At 62.7% G+C, this 21,611-nt stretch carries 19 protein-coding genes and 1 riboswitch; of the genes, 5 read left to right on the top strand and 14 right to left on the bottom strand.

The window, feature by feature from the left end; all coding sequences use genetic code 11:
• Positions 1–22 precede the first annotated feature (22 nt).
• The 5 genes from rfbC to ABC977_RS06540 all read right to left on the bottom strand — a co-directional run bounded on the left by rfbC (position 23) and on the right by ABC977_RS06540 (position 5,138).
• Positions 23–559, bottom strand: coding sequence for a dTDP-4-dehydrorhamnose 3,5-epimerase (gene rfbC, locus ABC977_RS06560; RefSeq protein WP_369666435.1), 537 nt, complete (start codon positions 557–559; stop codon positions 23–25).
• Positions 559–1,794 (bottom strand): methyltransferase domain-containing protein, encoded by a 1,236-nt coding sequence (locus ABC977_RS06555; RefSeq protein ID WP_369666434.1) that lies wholly within the window; start codon positions 1,792–1,794, stop codon positions 559–561. Before ABC977_RS06555 ends, rfbC begins: the two co-directional genes overlap by 1 nt.
• 49 nt (positions 1,795–1,843) lie before the next feature.
• Positions 1,844–2,911: an NAD-dependent epimerase/dehydratase family protein gene (locus tag ABC977_RS06550; protein ID WP_369666433.1), complete on the bottom strand. Its 1,068-nt coding sequence runs from the start codon at positions 2,909–2,911 to the stop codon at positions 1,844–1,846.
• A gap of 69 nt (positions 2,912–2,980) precedes the next feature.
• The gene (locus ABC977_RS06545) at positions 2,981–4,105 is read right to left on the bottom strand and encodes a DegT/DnrJ/EryC1/StrS family aminotransferase (RefSeq protein WP_369666432.1); all 1,125 of its coding nucleotides are present in this window, start codon (positions 4,103–4,105) and stop codon (positions 2,981–2,983) included.
• 4 nt (positions 4,106–4,109) lie between these two features.
• Complete coding sequence (locus tag ABC977_RS06540; protein ID WP_369666431.1) at positions 4,110–5,138, bottom strand: Gfo/Idh/MocA family protein; 1,029 nt, start codon at positions 5,136–5,138, stop codon at positions 4,110–4,112.
• Between the two features lie 698 nt (positions 5,139–5,836).
• Here ABC977_RS06540 and ABC977_RS06535 point away from each other — a divergent pair.
• Together ABC977_RS06535 and ABC977_RS06530 are read left to right on the top strand one after the other, a co-directional pair.
• Entirely contained in the window at positions 5,837–6,184 is a 348-nt protein-coding gene (locus ABC977_RS06535; protein WP_369666464.1) for a transposase, read from the top strand.
• Positions 6,117–6,440: an IS3 family transposase gene (locus tag ABC977_RS06530; protein ID WP_369666463.1), complete on the top strand. Its 324-nt coding sequence runs from the start codon at positions 6,117–6,119 to the stop codon at positions 6,438–6,440. The genes ABC977_RS06535 and ABC977_RS06530 overlap by 68 nt, the downstream gene beginning before the upstream one ends.
• Here ABC977_RS06530 and ABC977_RS06525 read toward each other — a convergent pair.
• The 3 genes from ABC977_RS06525 to ABC977_RS06515 all read right to left on the bottom strand — a co-directional run bounded on the left by ABC977_RS06525 (position 6,437) and on the right by ABC977_RS06515 (position 8,518).
• Complete coding sequence (locus ABC977_RS06525; protein WP_369666430.1) at positions 6,437–6,916, bottom strand: hypothetical protein; 480 nt, start codon at positions 6,914–6,916, stop codon at positions 6,437–6,439. The two genes, ABC977_RS06530 and ABC977_RS06525, sit on opposite strands and share 4 nt — an antisense overlap.
• Positions 6,917–7,320: 404 nt before the next feature.
• Positions 7,321–7,415: riboswitch (cyclic di-GMP riboswitch) on the bottom strand.
• Positions 7,416–7,728: 313 nt separating this feature from the next.
• The gene (locus ABC977_RS06520; RefSeq protein ID WP_369666429.1) at positions 7,729–8,148 is read right to left on the bottom strand and encodes a hypothetical protein; all 420 of its coding nucleotides are present in this window, start codon (positions 8,146–8,148) and stop codon (positions 7,729–7,731) included.
• Positions 8,096–8,518 carry a transposase gene (locus ABC977_RS06515; protein ID WP_369666462.1) on the bottom strand — a complete coding sequence of 141 codons (423 nt, stop codon included), beginning with the start codon at positions 8,516–8,518 and terminating at the stop codon, positions 8,096–8,098. Before ABC977_RS06515 ends, ABC977_RS06520 begins: the two co-directional genes overlap by 53 nt.
• A 610-nt stretch (positions 8,519–9,128) precedes the next feature.
• On the opposite strand from ABC977_RS06515, the gene ABC977_RS06510 reads away from it, so the two are divergent.
• From ABC977_RS06510 to ABC977_RS06500, 3 genes are read left to right on the top strand one after another with little or no spacing between them, the layout of a single operon-like run.
• Positions 9,129–10,742: an RNA-dependent RNA polymerase family protein gene (locus tag ABC977_RS06510; RefSeq protein ID WP_369666428.1), complete on the top strand. Its 1,614-nt coding sequence runs from the start codon at positions 9,129–9,131 to the stop codon at positions 10,740–10,742.
• Entirely contained in the window at positions 10,742–11,728 is a 987-nt protein-coding gene (locus tag ABC977_RS06505; RefSeq protein ID WP_369666427.1) for a hypothetical protein, read from the top strand. Before ABC977_RS06510 ends, ABC977_RS06505 begins: the two co-directional genes overlap by 1 nt.
• Positions 11,729–11,741: 13 nt before the next feature.
• Positions 11,742–13,016, top strand: a complete 1,275-nt coding sequence (locus ABC977_RS06500; RefSeq protein ID WP_369666426.1) for a PD-(D/E)XK nuclease family protein — start codon at positions 11,742–11,744, stop codon at positions 13,014–13,016.
• An 81-nt stretch (positions 13,017–13,097) separates the two neighbouring features.
• Here ABC977_RS06500 and ABC977_RS06495 read toward each other — a convergent pair whose 3' ends face one another.
• The 6 genes from ABC977_RS06495 to argH form a co-directional block, all read right to left on the bottom strand.
• On the bottom strand, positions 13,098–14,258 hold the full coding sequence (locus tag ABC977_RS06495; RefSeq protein WP_369666425.1) for an AI-2E family transporter: 1,161 nt from the start codon (positions 14,256–14,258) through the stop codon (positions 13,098–13,100).
• Between the two features lie 512 nt (positions 14,259–14,770).
• Complete coding sequence (locus ABC977_RS06490; RefSeq protein ID WP_369666424.1) at positions 14,771–15,466, bottom strand: hypothetical protein; 696 nt, start codon at positions 15,464–15,466, stop codon at positions 14,771–14,773.
• A gap of 78 nt (positions 15,467–15,544) precedes the next feature.
• Positions 15,545–17,866 carry a DUF3141 domain-containing protein gene (locus ABC977_RS06485; protein WP_369666423.1) on the bottom strand — a complete coding sequence of 774 codons (2,322 nt, stop codon included), beginning with the start codon at positions 17,864–17,866 and terminating at the stop codon, positions 15,545–15,547.
• A 227-nt stretch (positions 17,867–18,093) separates the two neighbouring features.
• Complete coding sequence (locus ABC977_RS06480; RefSeq protein ID WP_369666422.1) at positions 18,094–19,323, bottom strand: HlyD family secretion protein; 1,230 nt, start codon at positions 19,321–19,323, stop codon at positions 18,094–18,096.
• A 3-nt stretch (positions 19,324–19,326) separates the two neighbouring features.
• Positions 19,327–19,755 (bottom strand): hypothetical protein, encoded by a 429-nt coding sequence (locus ABC977_RS06475; protein ID WP_369666421.1) that lies wholly within the window; start codon positions 19,753–19,755, stop codon positions 19,327–19,329.
• A 446-nt stretch (positions 19,756–20,201) separates the two neighbouring features.
• Entirely contained in the window at positions 20,202–21,611 is a 1,410-nt protein-coding gene (argH, locus tag ABC977_RS06470; protein WP_369666420.1) for an argininosuccinate lyase, read from the bottom strand.

Below are 21,611 nucleotides of genomic sequence, written 5' to 3'. Positions count from 1 at the left end.
CCAACGTCTTTCGGCTGAATGGTCATAAAATCATGGCCAGATAGGGACTATTCCGGTCTCGTTCCGATATCACCGCAATCTCAATCGGAAAATCGATTCCCAACGATGGGTCATCCCACCTGAAACTCCTCGAACACTCAGCCGAATAAACCTCGGACATCTGGTAGAACACCTCCGTATTGTCCACAAGCGTTATAAAGCCGTGAGCAAAGTCCTCCGGGACATACAGCATTCGTCGATTCTCCGCCGACAGCACGACCCCGAAGTGCCTTCCGAACGTGGGGGAATCGCGCCGCAGATCGACAATGACATCGTATATCGCACCGCAAGTACAACGCACAAGCTTGGCTTCTTGATAAGGCGGCGCCTGGAAATGCATACCGCGGAAGGTGCCCGCCTTCCTATTAAATGACACATTACACTGCGCAACTCTCCCCGAGAGCCCGTGGCGGCGGAATTCCTCGGTGCACCAGGAGCGCGCGAAGAACCCGCGCTCATCCGCCGCCGGCTCCAGGTCAACAATAAAGGCGCCCGAGAGTGCGGTCTCCGTGAATCTCATTAAAGAATCTCCGGTTCCGGGATCGGCACAATGAACCGCCCGCCCCACTCCCTAATAAAGTCATTTTGCGCAACAATCTCGTCCCTGAGGTTCCAAGGCAAGATCAGCAAATAATCCGGTCGCGTTTGCCTTATCTTCTCGGGAGCGTAGATGGGGATATGCGTACCGGGGAGTACCTTGAAATGCTTGTAGGGATTTCGGTCGACGGTATAGTCCAAAAAATCGGTACGAATGCCACAGTAATTCAACAGCGTATTGCCCTTCCCCGGAGCACCGTAGCCCACGATCACCTTGCCCCGACTCTTCAGGCCGATGAGCATTCTAAGCAGCTTGAACTTCGTTTCCTTAACCTTCTGTGCGAATAGCGAGTAAGTATCTACCCGCATCAGGCCGAATTCTTCTTCGGCCGCTTTCAACGCTTGGACCCGCGAACAAATCGGCCGGGTCTCATCTTCAGCGTGACAGCCATAGATGCGTAACGAGCCACCGTGGGTCGGCAACTCCTCGACATCAAAGACCTTCAGGCCATGAGCCCCAAAGATTTTCTGCACCGTAAGAAACGAAAGGTAGGAGAAGTGTTCGTGGTAGATAGTGTCAAACTGATTCCCCTCGATGAGCCGAAGGAGATGCGGGAACTCCATCGTGATAACACCGCCAGACGCGAGGAGCACCTTCATTCCCGCCACAAAGTCGTTGATATCCGGAACATGCGCAAGAACATTGTTGCCAAGAAGGAGGTCCGCGTGACTCCCCTCCGCCACGAGGTCTCTCGCCACCTCTAGGCCAAAAAACCGCGGAATCGTTTTAATGCCTTTGTCGTTTGCCACCTTGGCAATATTCGCCGCTGGCTCGATTCCGACTGCACCTATGCCTTGCTCGACGAAATATTGCAGTAGGTAACCATCATTGCTGGCCAGCTCAAATACCTTACTTGATCCATCAAGACGCAACCGCTCCGTGATCATTTTCACGTACGCTCTAGCGTGAGCGAGCCAGCTATCTGAGTACGACGAGAAGTAAGCGTACTCAGTATAGATATCTTTAGCTTTCACATATTCCAGCAGTTGCACAAGGTAACAATCTTCACAGACATAGACACGCAGCGGATAAAAGGCCTCCATCTTGTCGAGATCCTTGTTGTCTACATAGCTTTCGCAAAGTGGAGACATCCCGAGATCAACGACTGTCCGCTCCAAGCCAGCACCACAGAAACGGCATTTCGGCGTAAGGTTCACTTTAGTATCCGCCCTCACTACAAACGTGTTTGTTTCCCGCCCGCGCGTCTTACGGCATGGCCCAGCGCAGTTGTTCGTCGAGTAGTTGTTTGGCCCTCAACTCGGTAAGCACATTGAGTCGCATGTAACTCGATCTACGGAAATCTTGATCCGAGAAACCAATCTGCTCCAGACCAGAAGCCAGTTCTTGAATCGTCGAATAGAGATCGTATTTCGGCTGGTGCTCTGAGGCCAGCCTCCTATAAAGATCAAAGTTCACTCGATAAGAGCGCTTGTCTGGTGCTGCATCTTGATTGATGGATATAGCAGTCTTTGGTATGACATCTGCCACTGCTTCAGCAAGATCCTTGACCTGATAATTCCACTCACTGCTTCCGACGTTCACCGCCAGGAAAGCCCCGGACGTATCCTCTCTCCTCAGCGTCGCCCACTCTAGTGCCCTCGCCATATCCTTGACGTTGATTAGCGGCCGCCAAGGGGTACCATCGCTTAATATCTGAATTCGTCCAGCCGAGAGGGCTGCAGCAACAAAATCGTTGAGAACGAGATCCAGGCGCAGCCTGTCGCTCATCCCGCAAGCAGTGGCAAAACGTAGGCAAGTAACCACGAACTGCGACGACGCCAGCGGCTTCAGGTCTCTCTCGGTATAAGCCTTTGACCGCGCATATGCTGTCAAAGGATTCAACGAGGAATTTTCAGCTTTAGCCGAGTCGTCAGCCGACCCATACATACTGCAACTCGAAGCGAAGACGAATGAACGGACGCCCGCCTCCTTGGCCTTCTGTGCCAAGCTGATACTAGCTCGATGGTTGATCTCCGAGGTGGCGTCTTCAAATCTGTTGCCGATCGGATCGTTGGAAATGCCTGCGAGATGCAAAACCGCGTCCACACCCGCCAACACGCCAGGGTCGATGTCGCGCACGTCCCTAAAGTGTTGCAGATCGAGCAGAACTTCGGGTAAAAACTCTGGGCTGTTGATACAGTTTCCGAAGTATCCCGTGTCCAACCCAAGCAGTGACGTACCCGGAAAGACATGCCGGAGATGCCGCTCCAAAACTGGCCCTACGTACCCCATATTCCCGGTAATCAATATTTTCCGAGGTTGCTGGATTTCCACAAAGGTCTCCTACCGGGTGTACCCGGCTCTCACGCTACGGAAACGAACGCGCGCTCCGAAATGGAGGCTTTAGACTGGCTTCGCTTTCTCCGACGTTGTTTCGTTGAACGAACTGACGGCTTCGCAGACCATTTTGACTTGCTGCTCGGTTAGTTCCGGGTACATGGGGAGCGACAGGAGCTGCTTGGCAGCAGCCTCTGTCACCGGCAGATCACCATTGCTGTACCCAAAGTCCCTGTATGCCTTCTGGAGGTGTACCGGAATTGGATAATGAATGGCGGTCTGGATCCCCTGTGATTGCAGCATCTCCTGAAGCCGATCTCTCTGTGCGATTCGCACAGCATACACGTGATAGACATGGCGGGCCCAATCTAACTCGATCGGCCTTGCGAGATTGAGACCATCCAAGAGCGCATTGTACCGGGAGGCATGCCGCCTGCGCGCATCGGTCCACCCGTCTAGATGCCGGAGCTTCACGCGCAAGATTGCCCCTTGAATCCCTTCCATGCGATAGTTGAAGCCTTTGAGATCATGGTGATACTTCCGCTCCTGACCCCAATCACGAAGCATCCGCACGGTATGTGCAAGCTCTTCATTATTGGTCACTACCATACCGCCCTCCCCGTACGCGCCTAAATTCTTCCCGGGGTAGAAGCTAAAGCATCCAAGATCGCCGATTGAGCCAACACGACGACCCTTGTACTCGGCGCCGTGGGCCTGGGCGGCATCTTCGATCACATGGAGCTTGTTCTTCTTGGCGATGTCAAGCACCGGGTCTAGGTCAGCAGGGTGACCGTGTAGATGCACCGGCAAGATCGCTTTCGTGTGATTGGTGATCGCGGCGGGAATCTTGCTCACGTCCATCGTGAGCGTTGCAGGATCTACGTCGACAAAGACAGGTCTAGCACCCACGTAGTCAATTGCCGCGACGGTCGCGACAAAGGTGCTTGACACGGTAACAACCTCATCACCGGGTCCAACTCCAGCAGCGAGTAAAGCCAAGTGTAGGGCGCTGGTGCCAGAGTTCACACCGACGCCAAACCTAGCTCCGGTGTACCGTGCGAACTCCTCCTCGAAAGCTGCAACCTCGCTTCCGAGAACATGTTGTGCGCTGGCAAGGCTTCGCCGCACTGCCTCGAGGACTTCGCTTTCGATGCCGGCATACTGGGCTTTTAGGTCAAGGAAAGGTACCATTTCGTTAGCCCCCCCGCCCCTTCCAACCAAGCTTCACGGGCCTACCCCGCTCTTTGAGAGATTGCGATGCCGCCTCTAGTAAGCGCACCACTCGCAGGCCCGACTGTCCGTCGGTGATTGAGCGCTCGCCAGTGATGACGCAGCGCGCGAAGTGATCTGCCGCAATGTGAAGCGCCTCAGCATCATCCAGCTTTGGCGCCCACATGTCACCCGCACGGTACCCTATCCGGCGACTGTACTCATTATCTTTCGTACCATGAAGAGTAACCCCCTTGTCGTACACCTTAATCTTTTCGCTGGGCTCGAGATCGTCGTAGACGATCATCTTGCGACTACCTCCGACTAGCGTCCTGCGAATTTTCACAGGCGCAAGCCAGTTAACGTGAAGGTGGGCAATGAATTCATCCTCATAGAAAACAGTCAAATATGCCAAATTAGCCTCATTGCCTGCGATATGATTCATGCCCGACGCAGAGACTGCGGTGGGCTTGGAATGAAACACGTAATCCATGATGGAGAGATCGTGTACCGCGAGGTCCCAGATGACATCTACGTCATTTTGGAACAGGCCTAAATTGACCCGCACAGAATCGTAGTAGTAGACGTCACCCAACTCGCCATCATCTACCAGCGAGCGCATCTTGCGAACGGCGCCAGTGTAGATGAAGGTGTGGTCCACGTGGAGAACCAGTCCGCGCCTATCTGCCTCGGCGATCAGCTGCTCAGCCTGCTCCGCAGTCTGCGTAAGTGGTTTCTCGATGAAGACATGCTTGCCCGCGCGCAAGGCCTCCAGTGCCAGCCCGAAATGCGAAGAGACGGGGGTCGCGATGGCAACGGCATCGATTTCGGAATTCGCGAGTAAGGCCTTGAAGTCTGTCGTCACCTCTATCGAGGGATGGCGCCTCTTGACGAGACGTAATCTTTCCTCATCCAAATCCGCGACGGAACTTACCTGCGCATCGGCGATAGCCGAGAAGTTCCGGACCAAATTCGGACCCCAATAGCCATACCCAATCACACCTATGTTGATCATACTTTATACCTTGTTCGCAGCCTGCTAGAATTCAACGGCCATCTCATGGCACCCCGCAGAAACCGGAGTGGGCGGGCAACTAGCCCGGCCTTGATCAAGCATCCTGCCACTTGAGCCACCGAGCGCGCAGTCAGGCCATCTTGGCCTGACGCCGTTAGGGCTCGAAGCCTAGGCCACGCAAACATCACAGGCCCCCAGCCGGAAAAACGACCGAGACCATTTACGCCGTACCTCGACCAACCCCGCAACGGCCCGCCCTGCCAATTCGATCCCGGATATCCATGCCGGGATGACGCTGTTGCCCTGTTCTTCCACCGCCGTTCCCACAGGGAGTGCCTGGACTCAGCGGCTAGAAGTGCGGCTATGGCCACCACAGAACCGGAGGGCAGACCACTACACAAACCGCTTTTCAGCAGGGTTTCTAACCTTCACCTAAATCTACACGATTTCACCGCCATGGACAGCCTGGGCCTGACGAAAGTGCTGAGAATCCCGGCGAACGGCCATCCCATAAAGGGGCAGGACAATCGCATAAGCACTTGCTAAGTGACCAAAGGTGTCTGCGGCTGTCGTGCCGGATCACGTGAGGGGGTCTAGTGGCAACGGACACCTTGGTTGAGAGACAATTCTTGAAACCGAGGTGAGAGATGAGCACGCGCAAGAAGTACACGAAAGAGTCCAAGTAAGACGCCGTCAGGCTGGTCCTTGAGCAAGGCTACAAGCAAACGGAGGCGGCGAGGAGCTTTGGCGTCGACCGCAGCATGCTGGGGCGCTGGATAAAAGAGGCCAAGCCTGCGGACCGTGATGCGTTCCGGGGCAACGGCAAGCTCGACGAGGAGCAGCAGGAGCTGCGTCGCCCGCGCGAGGAGAGTCGATGCTTCCGCAGGGAGTTTCTTAGGAAACAACGGCCTTCTTCGCGAGAGAGTCGAACTGAGATACCAGTTCATTGCCCAGGAGAAGGAGGCCTACCCGGTGACGATGCTTTGCCGATTACTGGGCGTCAGCCGTGGCAGGCTCTACGCCTTCTTGCGCCGCCAGGATCGTGATCCCGACCCGGAGCATGAGGAGAAGCTCCGATGGGTCCAGGACGTCGCCGAGGCGTCGGATCAGACCTATGGCTCCCGCCGCATGACCAGGGCGTTGCCGGCCTTGGGCTATCGTGTCGGACGGCATCATGCCCGCAGCCTAATGCGTCAAGCCGGCGCGTGGGTACGTCACCGCCGCCGGTATCGGGTCACGACCAACAGCGACCACGACATGCGGCTTAACCAGGTGTCCGTTTTCGCTCGACCACGTCACTAACGCGCTAGCCACGCCGCTGTGACGTCGGTGATGGAGATAGCAGCCTGATACAAGGTGCTTCCGCTTCCGATGTTTTCGTTCGACCATGCACAGATACCAACACCAGGGCGGACGAATAGCAACATTCCTGCGTCGTTGGGGCCGGCGGCAGGCCTCAGCAGGGCTTGGATCTGATCTGCATCGGAGCCATCGGCCCTCCCGTCCACGTATACTTGCGAGCCCCAGTTCTCGTTGAAGTAGGTTGCGGCGCCCGCACTCAAGCCGCGGACGGTCAACACGGGGTCGCGACCTTCCGACAGAAAGACCAGTGCCTTGTAGCCGTCGGCGCTTGCCCCTGCGGATCCCACGATCGTGCAGGCAATGGCAGCCACATTCTCGGATTGCAGGCTGGTGGTGCTGATGTTCGTCAGTTCAGCGTACGAACCCGCGGCGCCAAGGAGCAGCAGCGCCACGAAAGACGGCTTCAGGAATCTCATATCACCTCCTCATTGGCTAATATGGGACGTAATCGCAGGGGTAAGCCAAGGGCTGCCAATCCGAAACTCCCACTGTGGCTACAGACCTTCTGGAATCAAATATCTACCAATGAACGAGCACCTGAACCATAGTAAGACCCGCATAGCGGGCTGGGTGCGACGCACCGACCCCTGGGGTCGTTCTCGACGTCGATGCCGCTCTTAACGTTGCCTTCACCCTCTCGGTGACGAGGTACCACAATCCATTAAAATATCTGATATAGTCATTCCCATGCGCTTTCTTGGCGCGGTATTCTCACGCTAACCCGCTGCCTGTCCGCCGCACAGCACGGTGGGCGCTGTCATGCAGCATGCACCAGAAAACAAAAGGCCGGACGCCTTGCGTGACCTTGGCGATGGTCACCCTCGGCAGTCCGGCTATCCTGGGCCCCACGATCCGCAACCTTCAGGATCCGCGACTTTCCGCCCCTACCTCAACGTAGGTTAGGTCTGGCTCCTGCCAGCGCTGCGGAGGTTCTTAGCATATTTCGGAATGCCGATCAAGCGGGCGCCGCGGTGAGAGATCTGCGCTGTCGCGATTTTCCGCGGCTCGCCGCGTGCCGCCCGGGAGCCGCCCAGGAAGCGGAGCGGCATGAGAGGGTCTCCACACGGGCAACCAGGGCGCTCGGCAGGGTCGCCGGGGCAAATCGATGAGAAGAATTCCCATCAAGACCGAATGACGGGCGAGCGCCACCCTCGGGCGCCGTGGCCCGATCCGATCCCAGGGGGTGGAGCCGCTCGGCGCGTCTAGCCGGTCGCCGGAATCGGCTGGATCAATGAGCGCATCTGCTGGGGCTTCCCTGTTTGATGTGCCCCAAGGCCATGGCCATCATCACCGCGATGGCCAGACCGACGCGGGTTTTCATCTTGGCGAGGCCGCGGATGAAGTGCTGCTCGAAGCCGAAGTGGCGATCTAGCGGCAAGTTGATGCGCTCCAAGGCGCTGCGGCGGTTGTCGCCGCGCTGCCAGCTCGGGCGGCCGTGCGGGGTGGGGGCGAAGATGCGCCGGTCGTGCTCGTCGAGCTTGATGCGCACGATGCGCCCGTACTCGCCCGGGTTGACGGCGCCGGCCTGGTGGCATGCGTTCTGGCCTTGGCACTCCAGGCCATCGGCGGCGGCCGGGCAGCGGTACTTGAGGGTGTTACGATCGGCCTCGAAGCCCTGAAAGGCCAGACCGCGTTGCGCCCCGGTCACGGGGCACACGCAGTGAACCGAGCCCTTTGCGGTGTGCACGATGGTGTCGGCCCGCGCAGGATCGAGTGGCCGGGTGATCGGCTTGGACGGATCGTAGTCGGGGAGGTTTTTCTCTTCGCGCCACAGCGCGCGGGTGTCGATGAGCGGACGAATGGCGTAGTCGTTCCACAGCAGGCGGGGCGGTGTGGAAGATCGCGCGCCGCGCCTCCTTGATCCGGAACGCGTGGTGGGTCTTGAGGTTGAGCTGCTTGAGCTCATGGAACGGAATGCTTTGCCGCGGCGTCCAGTCCTGCTGATCCTTCAGCCGCAGGTAGCGGCTGCGCTTGAGGTGAGGGTTGGCCTTGCTCGGACCTCGCGCCCACCACTCCACAGGCACAACAACAGGTTCTCAGTTACACGAACAGATACGGCGCCGAGAGGGTTGGGGAACCCCCTTGACCCGTAAAAAAGCACGAGGACCGAAAAAGAACCTCAATTGCCTGGCCGCGGCGCGCCGAGATCGCGCGGCGCGGCGGGCTTGCTCGGGGCCATCGGCTTCGGGGCGGCGGCGTGGAGGATGGCCGCGCGCATAGTATGACCTTCACCCTCGCCTAGGTCACCGTCGTCGTCCGCGGCCGCCTCGCATAGGGCAGTCCGCGGGCGGGAGAGATCGGGGTGGATGTGGGTGACGACTCTCTCCCACCGAAGACGCGACGCCTGACGCGCGTGGCAGCCTAAACGGACCGGGCCAAACGATGACGATGGCCGGTGATGGGCTAGACTGTCGCCGAGCGCATCACCGAGCGGGTGACACCATAACGCAACCGACCTGGCAAATACACGCCTAAGCTCAGGTAAGCAGGATTGTGGTTAGCGCGAAAGCATAGCGCACAGAGAGCACATATAATTCATTTTATTCGATATTTCATGGATCAGGGTGCCTGGTCGCCGAAGGCATGAAAGTCAGGTGCGAGGATGGCCGTGCGCGATCGAGATGATCTATGAAGCAAAACACAGCCATTGGCACGATCGTCGGCCGCCGAAAAGATTGGACGCGGTACTCGGCCGCATTTCAGGCCGCGCGTTTTGCACGCCGCAAGTGGCCGAACGCGGACCTGCTGGACTTCTGCGATATCGCCCCAGGGACCGGCCTGGACATGCCCTCCGTGGACGAGTGGGTCGTCGAGGTCGACGTGCTCTCCAAGCCCAAGTCGAGCGGCGGACAGCGCGTCGAACGGTTGGTCGATATCTTCACAGGCACGTTGCTACAGTCTATCGCGATGGAAGCGCAAGAGCGTCTGTGGCTGGGATCTTCGACGGCCGGTTCGGCTTTCGGCGCAAAGCTGGGCGTGAGCACCGCTTCCTACGCGGCTTGGGCGGAGGCCGTCGCCGCCTGGCTGGCGCAACAGCTTGGCAAAGGGCTGGCGGTCGTGATCGTCGACTTCGCCGATTTCTTTTCGAGCATCCCGCCAGCGGGGATCGAACGTGCACTAGCCGACCTGGGCCTGGAGGGCCACACCTCGCGTGCCCTTCTGGCGATCTTCGAGCGCATCAACGCGGCGGCCGCACGCGGCGGCGGCATCGGTCACGGTCTGCCGACGATGCCCGACGACATCGCCTGGATCGTCGCCGATGCCGTTCTGCGCAGGCTCGACACCGCCGTTACTCACAACGCCTCTGTCCGCACCTACGCGCGATGGGTCGACGACTGCTATGTCGCCTGCGATGCCAGCCAGACCGAACAGGTGCTCCAGTACGTCTCTGAGCTGGCGCTGGCCGCCGGGCTGAGGGTCAATCCTGGCAAAGTGAGGGTGCTGCGCAGCCTACAGGATCTCGATCGGGTATTCTTACGCCCGGAGCACGAGCTGCTCGGCGACCTGCTGACGCTCAGCTCTGCGGGCGGCGACGCCGACCTCGACCTGTCGCGTTCCGTCGGGCAACTGGCGCCGGCAGGTCCCCCAGCGGGGCCCGAATCAGCCCGGCTCGTCCGGCGGCTGTTCGTGCTCGCGGCCAGCCTGCGCGCGCCGCAGCTGGTCGCCGCCGCCGCCGGCTACCTGCAAGACTATCCCGGCGCGGAGCGGCAGATCCTGGCCTACCTCGCGCGCCTCGGCTGGCCGGTGCGGTCGCATGGCGTGCTGGAAGAAGCCTTGGCTGGTGGCGGATACGACTCGCGCCAAATCTTCGCCCTACGGCTGCTGCTCGAGATGGCGCCCGGCGCCATTCCCAGCGCCGCCCACGAAGCGTGCGCGCGGATACTCGAGGGCACGCTGCCCGCGCACGATTTCGCCAAGACGCTGGCCTTCGCCGTCCTCATGGATGACGATACCGCTGCCGGTGCGCGGCGGCGGCGGCGCTTTGCGGAATCGCTCGGCGAGCTAGCCTCGGCAATGGCTCGGCGGGTCGGATTGCAGCTCTTGCTCTTGCGCGACGAAGCCACGGCGGATTGGGGGCGTGCCGCGCGCGATCCGAGCCCCTTGGTGCGGCGGTTCGTCGCCTTCGCCTCGGTCGTGCCGCAGCGGCAGGGTGCGGCCGGGGTGCTGACGTCGAGGACGGTGCGCGGCTGGGGCGCCCTGCAGGCACAGCTCATGCGCCGTCTACTTCCGGAGGTGCGCTGATGTTCGGACAAGTCGAGAAAACGGTCGATGATGATCTGCTGCGGCGGGTCGACGGTCTGCGGAGCGGACCGGCACAGGCTCGGCACCATATCGCTAGCCGCGCTGCCGACAAGGCCCTCGCGGAGCAGGCGCTCGGCGAGATAGAGGACTGGCTGACACGCGCCGCCGACACGACGGCCGCGACGCCGATGGACGAGCGCAAGCGGTTGGTGACGAAGGCCGATGCGGAGCTATGCCTGTACGAGCCGAGCGAGCTGCTGAAGGTCGACCGAGTGCGCATCGAGGACCGCTTCTTCCGCTTGAGCGAAGGGGCGCGCAGCGCCTGGACAGCGGCGCTCAAGGGTTTCGACGACAACCAGGACAACGGGCCGGGCTATCGGCAGCTGCTACGCTCCCTCACCTACGAAGTTGCCCAGGCCGGCGCCAACTTCGAGCGCCTGACGGGCGCGCGCCGCCAGACGCTGCTCTTCATCACGGCTTGGTCCGCCATCATCTTCGTCATCATTGGCGGGCTATTCCTGGATGCCTTCTCGGCCTCGCTTGCTGCCATCAGCGCCGCCGGCGCAACCGCGCCGACAGCCGACCCGCTGGATGTGATCCTGCGGTCGTCCTCGTTGACCGAGAGCACGCCGGGGATCAAGCCGACACTGGCGCTCCTGCTAGCGGGCATGCTCGGCGCGATGGTCTTCGTTTTCCAATCCGTGCTGGTGGAAGAGAAGCTGCGGCCGGAGAACAAGTGGCCGTTGCTGCTGAATATCCTGGTCCGCGTCGGCTTCGGCGCGCTCTACGCGCTGGTCGCCGTCATCGCAGTGTTGACGGGTCTGCTACCGCTGAGCGTGCCTTCCGGCGGTCCGAAGGCCTTCATGATCCTGACCCTGGTCGCCGTCGCGGCCGGACTCTCCGACAAGCTCTTTGGCGAGGTGATCGGCGGGATCATCGAGGGTAAGAAGGCGGCCAAGGCGAGCCCCTCCAAGGACAAGGCGTAACCGGCGGCGGCAGATGGCTTCCGCGCGCGCCATCCTCGTGCTTATCGGCCTACCGGGCGCAGGCAAGACCACCATTGCACAGCGGCTGGTGGCGCGGCTCGGCGTGCGGCACGTGCCGATCGACGACCTGCGCAAGGTGCGTGTCGGGGCGGCGGACATTGCCGACGAGCTGACGCGGTCGGCATCGGTCGGCCCCCTGGTCTTCGAATGCTCCGGCGCGAGCGACGACTTCGAGGATATCCTGCACCATCTTGGCGCCCGCGGCTTCCAGGTGCGCGTCGCCCTCATCGAAGTCAGCGCAGAGATCGCCTTGCGGCGCCTGGCCACCCGCGCTCCGCGCAAGGATCCCAAGGCTGGCCAGAGCTGGGCCGAGCACGTCGATTGGGTCCGGTGCCGCCTGCAGCTGGTGCCCACCGACGCCGAGATCGACGGCGAGCGCCAGGAGCCCGACGCGGCCGCCGAGGCGGCGATCAGCGCCTGGCTCGCCCCGGCGCTGGCGGCAGCGCACGACGAGCCGTTGCCCATTCCATTGACCTTTTCCCGCCTGTCCACCTGGCAGGTGTGCGGCCGCGAGTACGCGAGCCGATACGTTCAGCGGATGCCGCCCACCGCTGCCTTGCCGCCGATCGTCGAGGTCGGTTCGGCAGTGCATGAGGCGCTCGCATGGCTGTTTGCGCCGGGGGCGCCACAGCGCACCGCGGCGGAGACGCTCGCGATGTTCGATGCGGCGCTGGGCTGCGCACCGGCGGGATTGCCTGGCGCCGCGCACGCATGGGGCCGGCAGCTGTTGGCCGATTTCCATGCCGAGGTCTATCTCGGCGATCGGGCGGAGACGCTCGCGGTCGAGGCCGAGGTGACGTTGCCGTTGGCAGCGAGCCTGTCGCTCGCCGGACGGCTCGATCGTCTGGCGCGTCTTCCGGCCGGAGCGATCGAGGTGACGGAGTTCAAGCTGCGGCGGACCCGCCACGGCTCGCGGCCGCGCATCCCTGAACTGCTGCAGCCGGCCGCTTACGCCGCCGCCGTGATGTCGGTGCAGACGACGCGCGTGGCCTTCGTGCGCCTGCATTTCCTAGAGCAACGCCAGGCCGACCGGATCCTTCTGACGGAGACCGGCGCCGCACGCGTGAAGCTCGCGGTGCTGCGCTGGGTGGCGGCATTGCGGCGAAAGGGCTCGGCGGCGCACCCCGGTCATCATTGCCGGCACTGCGGCTATCGGCTCGTCTGTCCGGAGTCGACCGCCAAGACCGCGGCAGTGTCCGACTCGCTTGCCACTTGCCTGCCGGATTGACTGCGCCGGCGAGCCAGCAACGCTGGCCAAGGCTCCAAGCCTGACCAGGAGCCACTTGGGAATCCGCTCGAGAGGATGGCGTCACGCCTCTGGATCTGTTCTCGCCCGCCGCGTGGCTTCGGTCAGGTCGGCGGCCGGCCGAGACGTCGGATCCAGTCTGGGCTGGTCCGTCGTGGCACCCGCCGGGCGATCGGGAAAGTCGTGCAACCACGCCAGGAACAGCTTGTAGCCGAGCACCAGGACGACGGCACCGACAAAGAGCCCGATGATGCCGGAGGTGATGAAGCCGCCGATCGCACCGACGAAGATGACCGCCATCGGGACCCCGACGCCGCGGCCGAGCAGCATGGGCTTCAAGACATTGTCGATGGTGCCGACGAAGAGGCTCCAAATCACGAACAGGACGGCCGGGACCGTATCCGCCGTCGCCAGGACATAGATCAGGATCGGCAACGTGATCGGCAGGATGCCGATCTGGACCGTGCTGAGCAACAGGCACAATAGAGCCCAGAGCCCGGCGCCGGGGATGCCCATCACCATGAAGCCGATGCCGGCGAGCAGGGACTGAATCACGGCGACCCCGAGGATCCCGCGGGTGACGCTGCGGACCGTCGTCTCGGCCAGCTTCGCGAAGTCCGCCCCTCTCTCGCCGGCCAGGCGGACCGCCAAGAGGTGAGCAAATTCCGCACTGGCTGAGGAGTTGCGGAGGAACACCCCGGCGATGACGATGGCGATGAGGAACTGCAGGAGGCCAAAACCCGCGCCGGCCGCGGTGGCAAGCAGCCATTTACCGATCGCCGTCAACTGCGGTGCAAGCCTCTCGATCGTCGCCGCCAGGTTACCGGATGCCTGGGACCAGATGGCGCTCAGCCGCTCACCCACGAGCGGCCAATCCCGCACCGATTCCGGTGGCGACGGCACCGCCAGGGTACCCTCCTCGAATCCCTTGGCGAGGCTTTGGGCCGTGTCCACCAAGGTCTCGCTGAGCATGATCGCGGGTACGATGAGCAGTAACAGCCCGAGGACCACCAGCGTGGCAGCCGCGAGTCCGCCTCGCCCGCCGAGCAGGCGCCGCAACCTGACGTGGCCCGGGTAGGCCGACACCGCGATGATGACCCCCCAAGCGATGGGGATGAAGAACGGTTGGACAATACTGAAGCACCAGGCCGCCAGCAGGATCAGGATACCGATGCGGACCGTGGCCTCGAGCGCCGTGGCGACGACCTCTTTCCGTTGGATCATGAGGATCTCCCCGCTAAACGCCTTCGCTCAACCTAACTCCCATGGCTGGGGCCACCCCGTAGCATGAAATCTCTCGACCGAAGACAAGCCAGCTGGCGTTCGGCTGCGTATTTCACGTTAATGGGCACCGCCGCGTCACGCTCGATCTCGTCGCCATGCTCGAAAACCTCTGTTCGCGATGCTCGAGAAGCGCCCCGTTCGGCCGGGGCGCCGTCCGGACAGGCCTCCGAGCAGCCTACAGCGGCCACACCCAATTGGTGATCTCGTCCCGATCCGTCCCGTGCTCGTGGGCATAGGCCAGGTTCAGGATGATCTCGTTCTTCATCTGCTCCTTCCGATGCGCCGCCCGGGCGGCCAGCCGCGACAGCCTATGCCCGACCTCGGCCCTGGCCGCAGCCGCCGCAGGAGGAAAGGGGCGTTTTAAAGACGAGTTACGGGCCGGCCAGGAGGCGAGCCGCCGCGAGCGCTTCGAGCCGTGGAACCGCTTCCCTCGCCTCGTTTGGCCGTCGGTCTCATTCGCTCCGAGCGAGCAGCACCAGGGAGCGCGGTTGCAGCTCGTAGCTGTCGATGCCAATCGGCCGCGACGCCTCGGGCAGCACGATGTCCTTGGGCGAAGCCAACGCGGTGTCGATCAGGCGATGCCAACGCGCTCCCGCTCCGCCGGGCAGCGGCGGCAACTCGAAGCGCAACGGCTCCCAGTAAGCGCTGACCATCAGGTGGACCGCCAATCGTCCGCTCAGGCTCCAGAGGGTGCAGGCCAAGCTGTGGGAATCGTCGCTCCAGTCCGGCTGCCCCACGCGCACGCCGTGCCACTCGATGCGGGCCTGGCCGAGAATCTGGTTCAGCGTCAGGCCATGCTCACCCGCCGACAGTTCGCGTCGCTGCCGCAACGCGATGAGCTGTTTCACGAAGCGTAGCAGGTCCCAGTGCCGCTCCACCAGCGTCCAGTCGAACCAGCTGAGCTCGTTGTCTTGACAATAGGCGTTGTTGTTGCCGAGTTGGGTGCGTCGCCCTCCCAGTCGTAGACCGAGGGATCGGTGCCCAGGCTTTTCATCGCGACAGCGGTATTGTCGCCGGGTCCGGCCGCGGCCTTGCGGTCGTATCCGGCGGGCAGCGCCACGCAGCGGCCGTAGGGGTCGAGGAGCAGCTTCGTCGGGTCGAAGCGCAGCCAGCGCTGGGATCATCAGGGCCATGGACGCGGTAGCCATACAGCTGACCGGGAACAATGTCTGGTACCCGGATATGCCAGGAGTGGTGGGGCCGGTTGAGGACGGGCCGCCTGCTGCCTACTCGGGTCGGCCTCGGCGCGGCTGCGTCTCGCCCTCGTCGAGCACCCCCCGAATACGCGCGAGCATGTCGCGTTGCGCCTCGGTGATTCCCGTCGCCTGAATGCGCGGGTCGGACACCAGACGCTCGAGCAGCGTCAGAAAACGCCGGCGGTCCTCGGGATCGCGCAACAGTTGGGGCAAGGACGCCACGGCCTGCTCGGGCTCGTAGCGGCAGATGATCTCCTGCTCGCCGCGGATGCGCCGTGCTTGCTCCCGTGGGAGGTCCGGTAGCAGGTCGGCATACTCTCGCAAGAGCTGTTCCTTGAGCTCCAGCCGTGCGAGTGGCAGCGGCTCGCCGTGGCGCGCGAGCAGATAGCCGGCGCGGGTCAAGGCCTCCGGGTAACCGCCGGCCTCGAGCGCGGTCAATGCCTCGCGGACGAAAGGCAGTTGCCGCGGGTCACTCGGCGGTGCCAGCCGCTGCTTCGCCGCCTCGTGCCGATCGGCCAGGTAGAAGGAGAAGAGGCTGCCGTAAGTCTCGAAGAACAGCGCCTCGGAGGTGGCATCGCGGATCTCGCGGTAGTAGTCGAGCGCGGCACTGACCAGCTCCGAGACCATCCCCTCAACCTGGCGGAACGGCTGTTCCGAGCCCGTCGCGTGACGCTGGGCCTTGACCAACTCCGCGGCTGGACCCAGCCATTGCAGCCAAGGATTGAGGTCGGAGATGGCCCAGCGCTGGACCCGCAGCGGGTGGAAGCGGCGGCCGAGTTCGGCCGCAAACTCGTTGGATAGCGCCTGCACCAGTGGGCGGGCGAACAGTTCGTACGCCCGTTGATTGAACTCGGCGATCTCGGCGACGGCCTCGAACGGTTTCTCATCGGCCCGCTGCAGGCGATTGAGCCGCGCCGCGACGTCCTCGAGCCGCCGCTCGACGAACTGTACGTCGTAGTCGCACTGCCCATCCTTTCGCTGGATCTCGTTGATCTGCATACCATAAAGCCCCGGTGGCAGGGCCTCGATGGACTTGAGCACGGAAACGATCTGGGTATGCTCCTTCTTCGCCACCCGGCCCGACACGAAGATGCCGAGGTGGCCGATGTCCTGGTGCAGCAGCCCCACGATCGTCTGACCGCGAGATTTGATCTCATCGGTGGAGCCGAAGACGTCCGCGACCCAGTTGAACGCCTGTTGGGGCGGCGTGATGTTGTCGCCCAGGGACGCAAACAGGATGATCGGCGACTGGATCTCGCGCAGGTCGAAGCGTTTGCCGTTCGCGGCCTGCGCATCCCCCGACCAGACCCGGTTGCCGACGAACAGTTCGCGGACGATCCACTCGATCTCGTCGCGGTTGAGGAGGTAGAAGCCGCCCCACCAGCGCTCGAACTCGAGAAACCGCGGCGGCTCGGTGTCGACGTTGGCGAACAGATGATAGTACCTGTCCCAGAAGGTGTTCGCGGGATTCAAGTTCTCCATGTTCTCGACCAGATACGCGCCATCGAAACGGCCATTGCCGAGATCGGCAGCCAGAGAGGCCATCCAAGTCCCACCTAGCAGACCGCCGGCGTAGCGCATCGGGTTGTCGCCGCTGCCCTCGCTGAGGGCACCGCCCCAATAGGACATCGGGGCGCCATTGATCACGATCGGTCCGGTGTCCTGCGGGTTCGACGCGGCCAGCAGCATGGCCGCCCAGCCCCCTTGGCAGTTTCCGACGATCACGGGCCGCGGGCTCTCCGGATGCAACTCCCGCACCTTGCGGACAAACTGCTGCTCGGCATCGCACACATCGAGCAGCGTCTGATCGGGTTCCGGCTCCGGAAAGAAGATCACGAAATAAACCGGGTGACCCGCGCGCAGGGCCACTCCGACCTGCGAATCGTCCTTGAAGCCGCCGATGCCGGGACCATGTCCGGCGCGCGGATCGATGATCACGTAGGGCCGGCGCTTGGGGTCGACTTCGACGCCCGGCGGCGGGACGATCCTCACCAGCGCGTAGTTGACCGGGCGCTCGCGGCGACGCGCGTCGAGCACCATCTCGTACTCGAAATGCAGCACCGGCGGTTTGCCGGCCTCTTCGTGCGCAACGAAGTTGTTGCCGCGCTGACGCAGCGTGTCCCAGAACAGCAGCGACCGCTCCGCGAAATCGGTCGAATACTCCCACCACTGCGTCCAGATCTCCCAGGGCGCCGGGGGTCGCGCCATCAGCTCCGCGACCTGCTGTTGGTAAACGCGCTGGACGCGTTCCTGGAAACGCTCCTGAGCCAACTGGGTTCGCTTGCGATACAGTCGGCCGACCTTCGCTGCCAGCTCTTGAGAACGGTCAACATGCTCGGTCAGGTTGGTCATCGTCGATGCCTCTTGAATCGTCAAAGCCTGATCCCGGGGATCCAGGGTCATCCAGTGCCCGGTGACTCGGCGTCGGCGCGGTCTCGAACCGCGGAGACGGAGCGATCCCGGCAAACCAAGGCTCCCCGGCTACCTGTGTCAAGAGCCGTGACAGGCTCCGCTGGGCGTCACCGGGGATCTGATGCTGAAGGCCGAGGACCTTTTTCGCCATCGGCCTGGGGCATCCGTCAATGTCCACCAAAAACCAAGACCTTGAACGGCAACAGCAGGGCCTGAATGCGCAGGATCAAAGCGTGCACGAGCCCAACGGTGTCGATCGCATGCAGCCCGAAGCGGCGCCAAAAGCCGAGATCGGGGTCCTGAAGGGCCTCGTGGCTGCTGGTATAGAGATTGGCGATGCAGCTGCCACCCAGCGGCAGCCCCGCGAGCTGGCCGGCGTAGAGCGGTTCCATGATCACCGTGATGGTACCGGGCTTGGCGTATTGCTGGATATCGACCAGGGCGTCGGTCGGCCGCACCTGGCCCGAGGCGATGACGGGTTGGACTTCGGTCACCACCATCGGGATGATCTGCCAGGGCTTGGCCAGGCAGGTCACCTCGCCGATCATGCCGACCTTGATGACCTGCGACTCGATCTGGCCGAAGCCCGCCAGCAGACCCTCGGCGCGGCGCTCCGGCACCAGAATGCCGGCCGGTCGGAGCATCGGATTGACGATGTCGCCGGGGCGCAGCGCGAACTGCTGCACCATCCCGTCGGTGCCAGCCACCACGAGGGTCTTACCCAGGGCGACCTCGGCCTCTTCGAGCGCCGCCTCGGCGCTCGCCTTCTCGGCGGGTAGCTGGAAGCGGATCTTCGAGACGATGGCATCCCGGCTCGCCACGGCCGCGTCGAGGGCACCTTGCTGGGTCTCGACCTGCACCCGGACCCGCTCGACATCGGCCTCGGCGATGGAACCCGGGCTGCGCTTCTGGATCTCCGCGCGCCTTTCGAGTTCGTCGACCGCCTGCGCGAGCACGCCGCGCGCCTGGACGATGCGAGCCTCGGCTTCCGCGAGTTGTGACTCGGCCACCACCATGGTGGCCTCGATCTCGGCGATCTTGCGGCGCGCGGACTCCATCGCCGCTTCCTGCTCGGTGCTGTCGAGCCGGAACAGCGGTTGCCCTTCCACGACCCGGTCGTTCATGTCGACGAAGACCTCGGCGACCCGGCCGACCCCTTCCGGCATCAGGGTCACGGTCCGGAAGACCGAGGAGGACGCCTTGGTCGATGGGTGAAAGTAGAACACCGTCGTGATCAGGCTCACCGTCAGGATCAGGCACAGGGTGATCCCCCAGCGCAGCTCGAACCAAACCGTAAACAGATTGATCTCGTGCCCGAGCCGTCGGCCCTGGACGTAACGGCGAAACAGGAAGTCCGGCAGGATGGTCAAGGTCGAGCAAAGAAGCAGCTCCAGCACGGCTCAAACCTCCGATCGCTCGGTCGGTCGATCACCGGCTGGCGATGGCACCTCCTCGATCGGCGGTGGTGCCGAAGGATCTGGCGCCCGAGCCGAGGCAAGGCGCTCGAGGGAGCCGGCGATCGACGACAGCGGCGTCGTGAAGTCGGGTATCGGCACCAAGGCGAGCAGCAACCCGGCGATCCAGAAGGCGTGGTTGTGGGTGAAGAGCGCGAGCAGCGCGAGCACTGCGACCAGTTGAAACTGCACCTTCTGTCCGCGGTGGGCCAATTGTTCCGGCAAGGCATGGAGCCTGAAGTAAATGATGCCGATGCTGACGACGGCCACCAGCAGGAAGATGGCCATCACGATGAGCAGCACATCGGTCTCTCCCGGGGCCGTGACGAACGGCGGCAAGTGGTGCGTGGCGACCGGATGGATCGGCTGCGACATCCTGGAATCTCCGATTGATGATTGAGGTCCGGGCTCGGGGCGATTGTCCCGCGGAGAGCAGTGTCTGATGGCGGGCGGTGACAGCGCGTTGCGATCCGTTGGGAACGAGGCCAGAGCCGACTAGAGCAGCTCCCGTGCCCACCGCACCGCTTCAATGACCTCGACGCTGGTACGGCGCGGCGACGGCGGAACTCGAAGGCTCTCAGGAAAAAGGGATCATTGGCGATAGCGCCTTACGAACAGAACGGCATTATCAAGGCATGCAATTAACCAGCCACCCCAATGGATCTCGCCGGATTGCGCGGGACGGCAAGCAGGTCAATCGCTTCGGGCGATCGTTTCTGCAACGCAGCGCTCCGGCTCCGAAAGCGAACGGCACGGTTTCGGATTTTCCACGACGAATCGGAGTCGCGCCGCGGGCTTCTCCACGGCGTCGACCAGGATGCCTATCCGTTTGGCCCGCGTGACCCGAGGCGCTCGCGGGCGCGACCGATCGCGGCGCGGACCTGTGCCGGGGCGGTCCCGCCGAAGTGATCGCGCGCGGCGACCGAGCCCTCCAGCGATAGGATGTCGAAGACGTCGGCCTCGATCAGCGCGGAGAAGCCCTGGAGCTGATCGAGGGTCAAGTCGGCCAGATCGCAACCTTCGCGCACGGCGAGTGCCACCGTTCGACCAACGATCTCATGGGCGTCGCGGAAGGGCACGCCCTTGCGCACCAGGTAGTCGGCCAGATCGGTCGCCGTCGCGAACCCCTGGCGCGCGGCGGCACGCATCCGGTCGGGACGACAGGTCACGGCTGCCATCATGTCCGCGAAGACCCGCAAGGAGCCGCGCAGGTTGTCGACGGCATCGAACAATGGCTCCTTGTCCTCCTGGTTATCCTTGTTGTAGGCCAATGGCTGGCCTTTCATCAGGGTCAACAGGGCCATCAGATGACCGAAGATGCGTCCCGTCTTGCCCCGCACCAGCTCGGGCACATCCGGGTTTTTCTTCTGCGGCATGATCGAGGAGCCGGTGCAGAAACCATCGGACAACTCGACGAAGCCGAACTGCGCCGAAGACCAGAGGATCAGCTCCTCGGAGAAACGCGATAAATGCATCATCAGGATCGCCGCGGCTGCCATGAACTCGATCGCGAAATCGCGATCCGACACCGCATCGAGGGAGTTCTCGGCCGGGCGATCGAACCCGAGCATGCGCGCGGTCGCGTGCCGATCGATCGGAAAGGTGGTACCGGCCAGGGCCGCAGCCCCCAGGGGCATCACATTGACGCGGCGACGGCAGTCGGCGAGCCGCTCGGCGTCGCGCGCGAGCATCTCGATCCAGGCCATCATGTGATGGCCGAAGGTAACCGGCTGGGCGACCTGCAGATGCGTAAAACCAGGCAGGATGGTCGCGGCCTCGCGCTCGGCAAGGGCCAATAGGATCTCCTGCAAGCGATCCAGGTCCTGTCGAATCAGATCGATCTCGGCGCGCAGCCACAAGCGGATGTCGGTCGCGACCTGATCATTGCGCGAGCGCCCCGTGTGCAGCTTCTTGCCGGCGTCACCGATCGCGGCCGTCAGCGCCGTCTCGATGTTCATGTGCACGTCTTCGAGCGGCACCGACCAGGTAAAATCCCCTTCTTCTATTCGCGCGCGGATGGTCATCAGGCCTTCGACGATGACGGCCCGCTCGGCGTCGGTCAAAATACCCTGATCCGCGAGCATGTTCGCATGCGCGATAGAACCCTCGATATCCCACGCATACAGGCGATGATCGAAACCGACCGATGCGGTGAAGGCTTCGACGAAGGCATCCGTGGGCTCATTGAACCGGCCAGCCCAGGGCTTGGCCATCGAACTCGAGTCTTTCAT

It is taken from the genome of Thioalkalicoccus limnaeus (genome assembly GCF_041197575.1).
GTDB lineage: Bacteria > Pseudomonadota > Gammaproteobacteria > Chromatiales > Chromatiaceae > Thioalkalicoccus > Thioalkalicoccus limnaeus.
Note: the sequence above shows the minus strand (reverse complement) of the source record. Positions and strands in the feature narration are given on the sequence as shown.

Excerpts from the sequence above, each read along its gene's own strand:
- ABC977_RS06475 (WP_369666421.1), bottom strand. The coding sequence starts at position 19,755 with ATGTCGCAGCCGATCCATCCGGTCGCCACGCACCACTTGCCGCCGTTC.
- ABC977_RS06530 (WP_369666463.1), top strand. The coding sequence starts at position 6,117 with ATGCTTTGCCGATTACTGGGCGTCAGCCGTGGCAGGCTCTACGCCTTC.
- ABC977_RS06545 (WP_369666432.1), bottom strand. The coding sequence starts at position 4,105 with ATGGTACCTTTCCTTGACCTAAAAGCCCAGTATGCCGGCATCGAAAGC.
- ABC977_RS06505 (WP_369666427.1), top strand. The coding sequence starts at position 10,742 with ATGTTCGGACAAGTCGAGAAAACGGTCGATGATGATCTGCTGCGGCGG.
- ABC977_RS06510 (WP_369666428.1), top strand. The coding sequence starts at position 9,129 with ATGAAGCAAAACACAGCCATTGGCACGATCGTCGGCCGCCGAAAAGAT.
- ABC977_RS06495 (WP_369666425.1), bottom strand. The coding sequence starts at position 14,258 with ATGATCCAACGGAAAGAGGTCGTCGCCACGGCGCTCGAGGCCACGGTC.
- rfbC (WP_369666435.1), bottom strand. The coding sequence starts at position 559 with ATGAGATTCACGGAGACCGCACTCTCGGGCGCCTTTATTGTTGACCTG.
- argH (WP_369666420.1), bottom strand. The coding sequence starts at position 21,611 with ATGAAAGACTCGAGTTCGATGGCCAAGCCCTGGGCTGGCCGGTTCAAT.
- ABC977_RS06525 (WP_369666430.1), bottom strand. The coding sequence starts at position 6,916 with ATGAGATTCCTGAAGCCGTCTTTCGTGGCGCTGCTGCTCCTTGGCGCC.
- ABC977_RS06490 (WP_369666424.1), bottom strand. The coding sequence starts at position 15,466 with ATGGCTACCGCGTCCATGGCCCTGATGATCCCAGCGCTGGCTGCGCTT.
- ABC977_RS06500 (WP_369666426.1), top strand. The coding sequence starts at position 11,742 with ATGGCTTCCGCGCGCGCCATCCTCGTGCTTATCGGCCTACCGGGCGCA.
- ABC977_RS06485 (WP_369666423.1), bottom strand. The coding sequence starts at position 17,866 with ATGACCAACCTGACCGAGCATGTTGACCGTTCTCAAGAGCTGGCAGCG.
- ABC977_RS06540 (WP_369666431.1), bottom strand. The coding sequence starts at position 5,138 with ATGATCAACATAGGTGTGATTGGGTATGGCTATTGGGGTCCGAATTTG.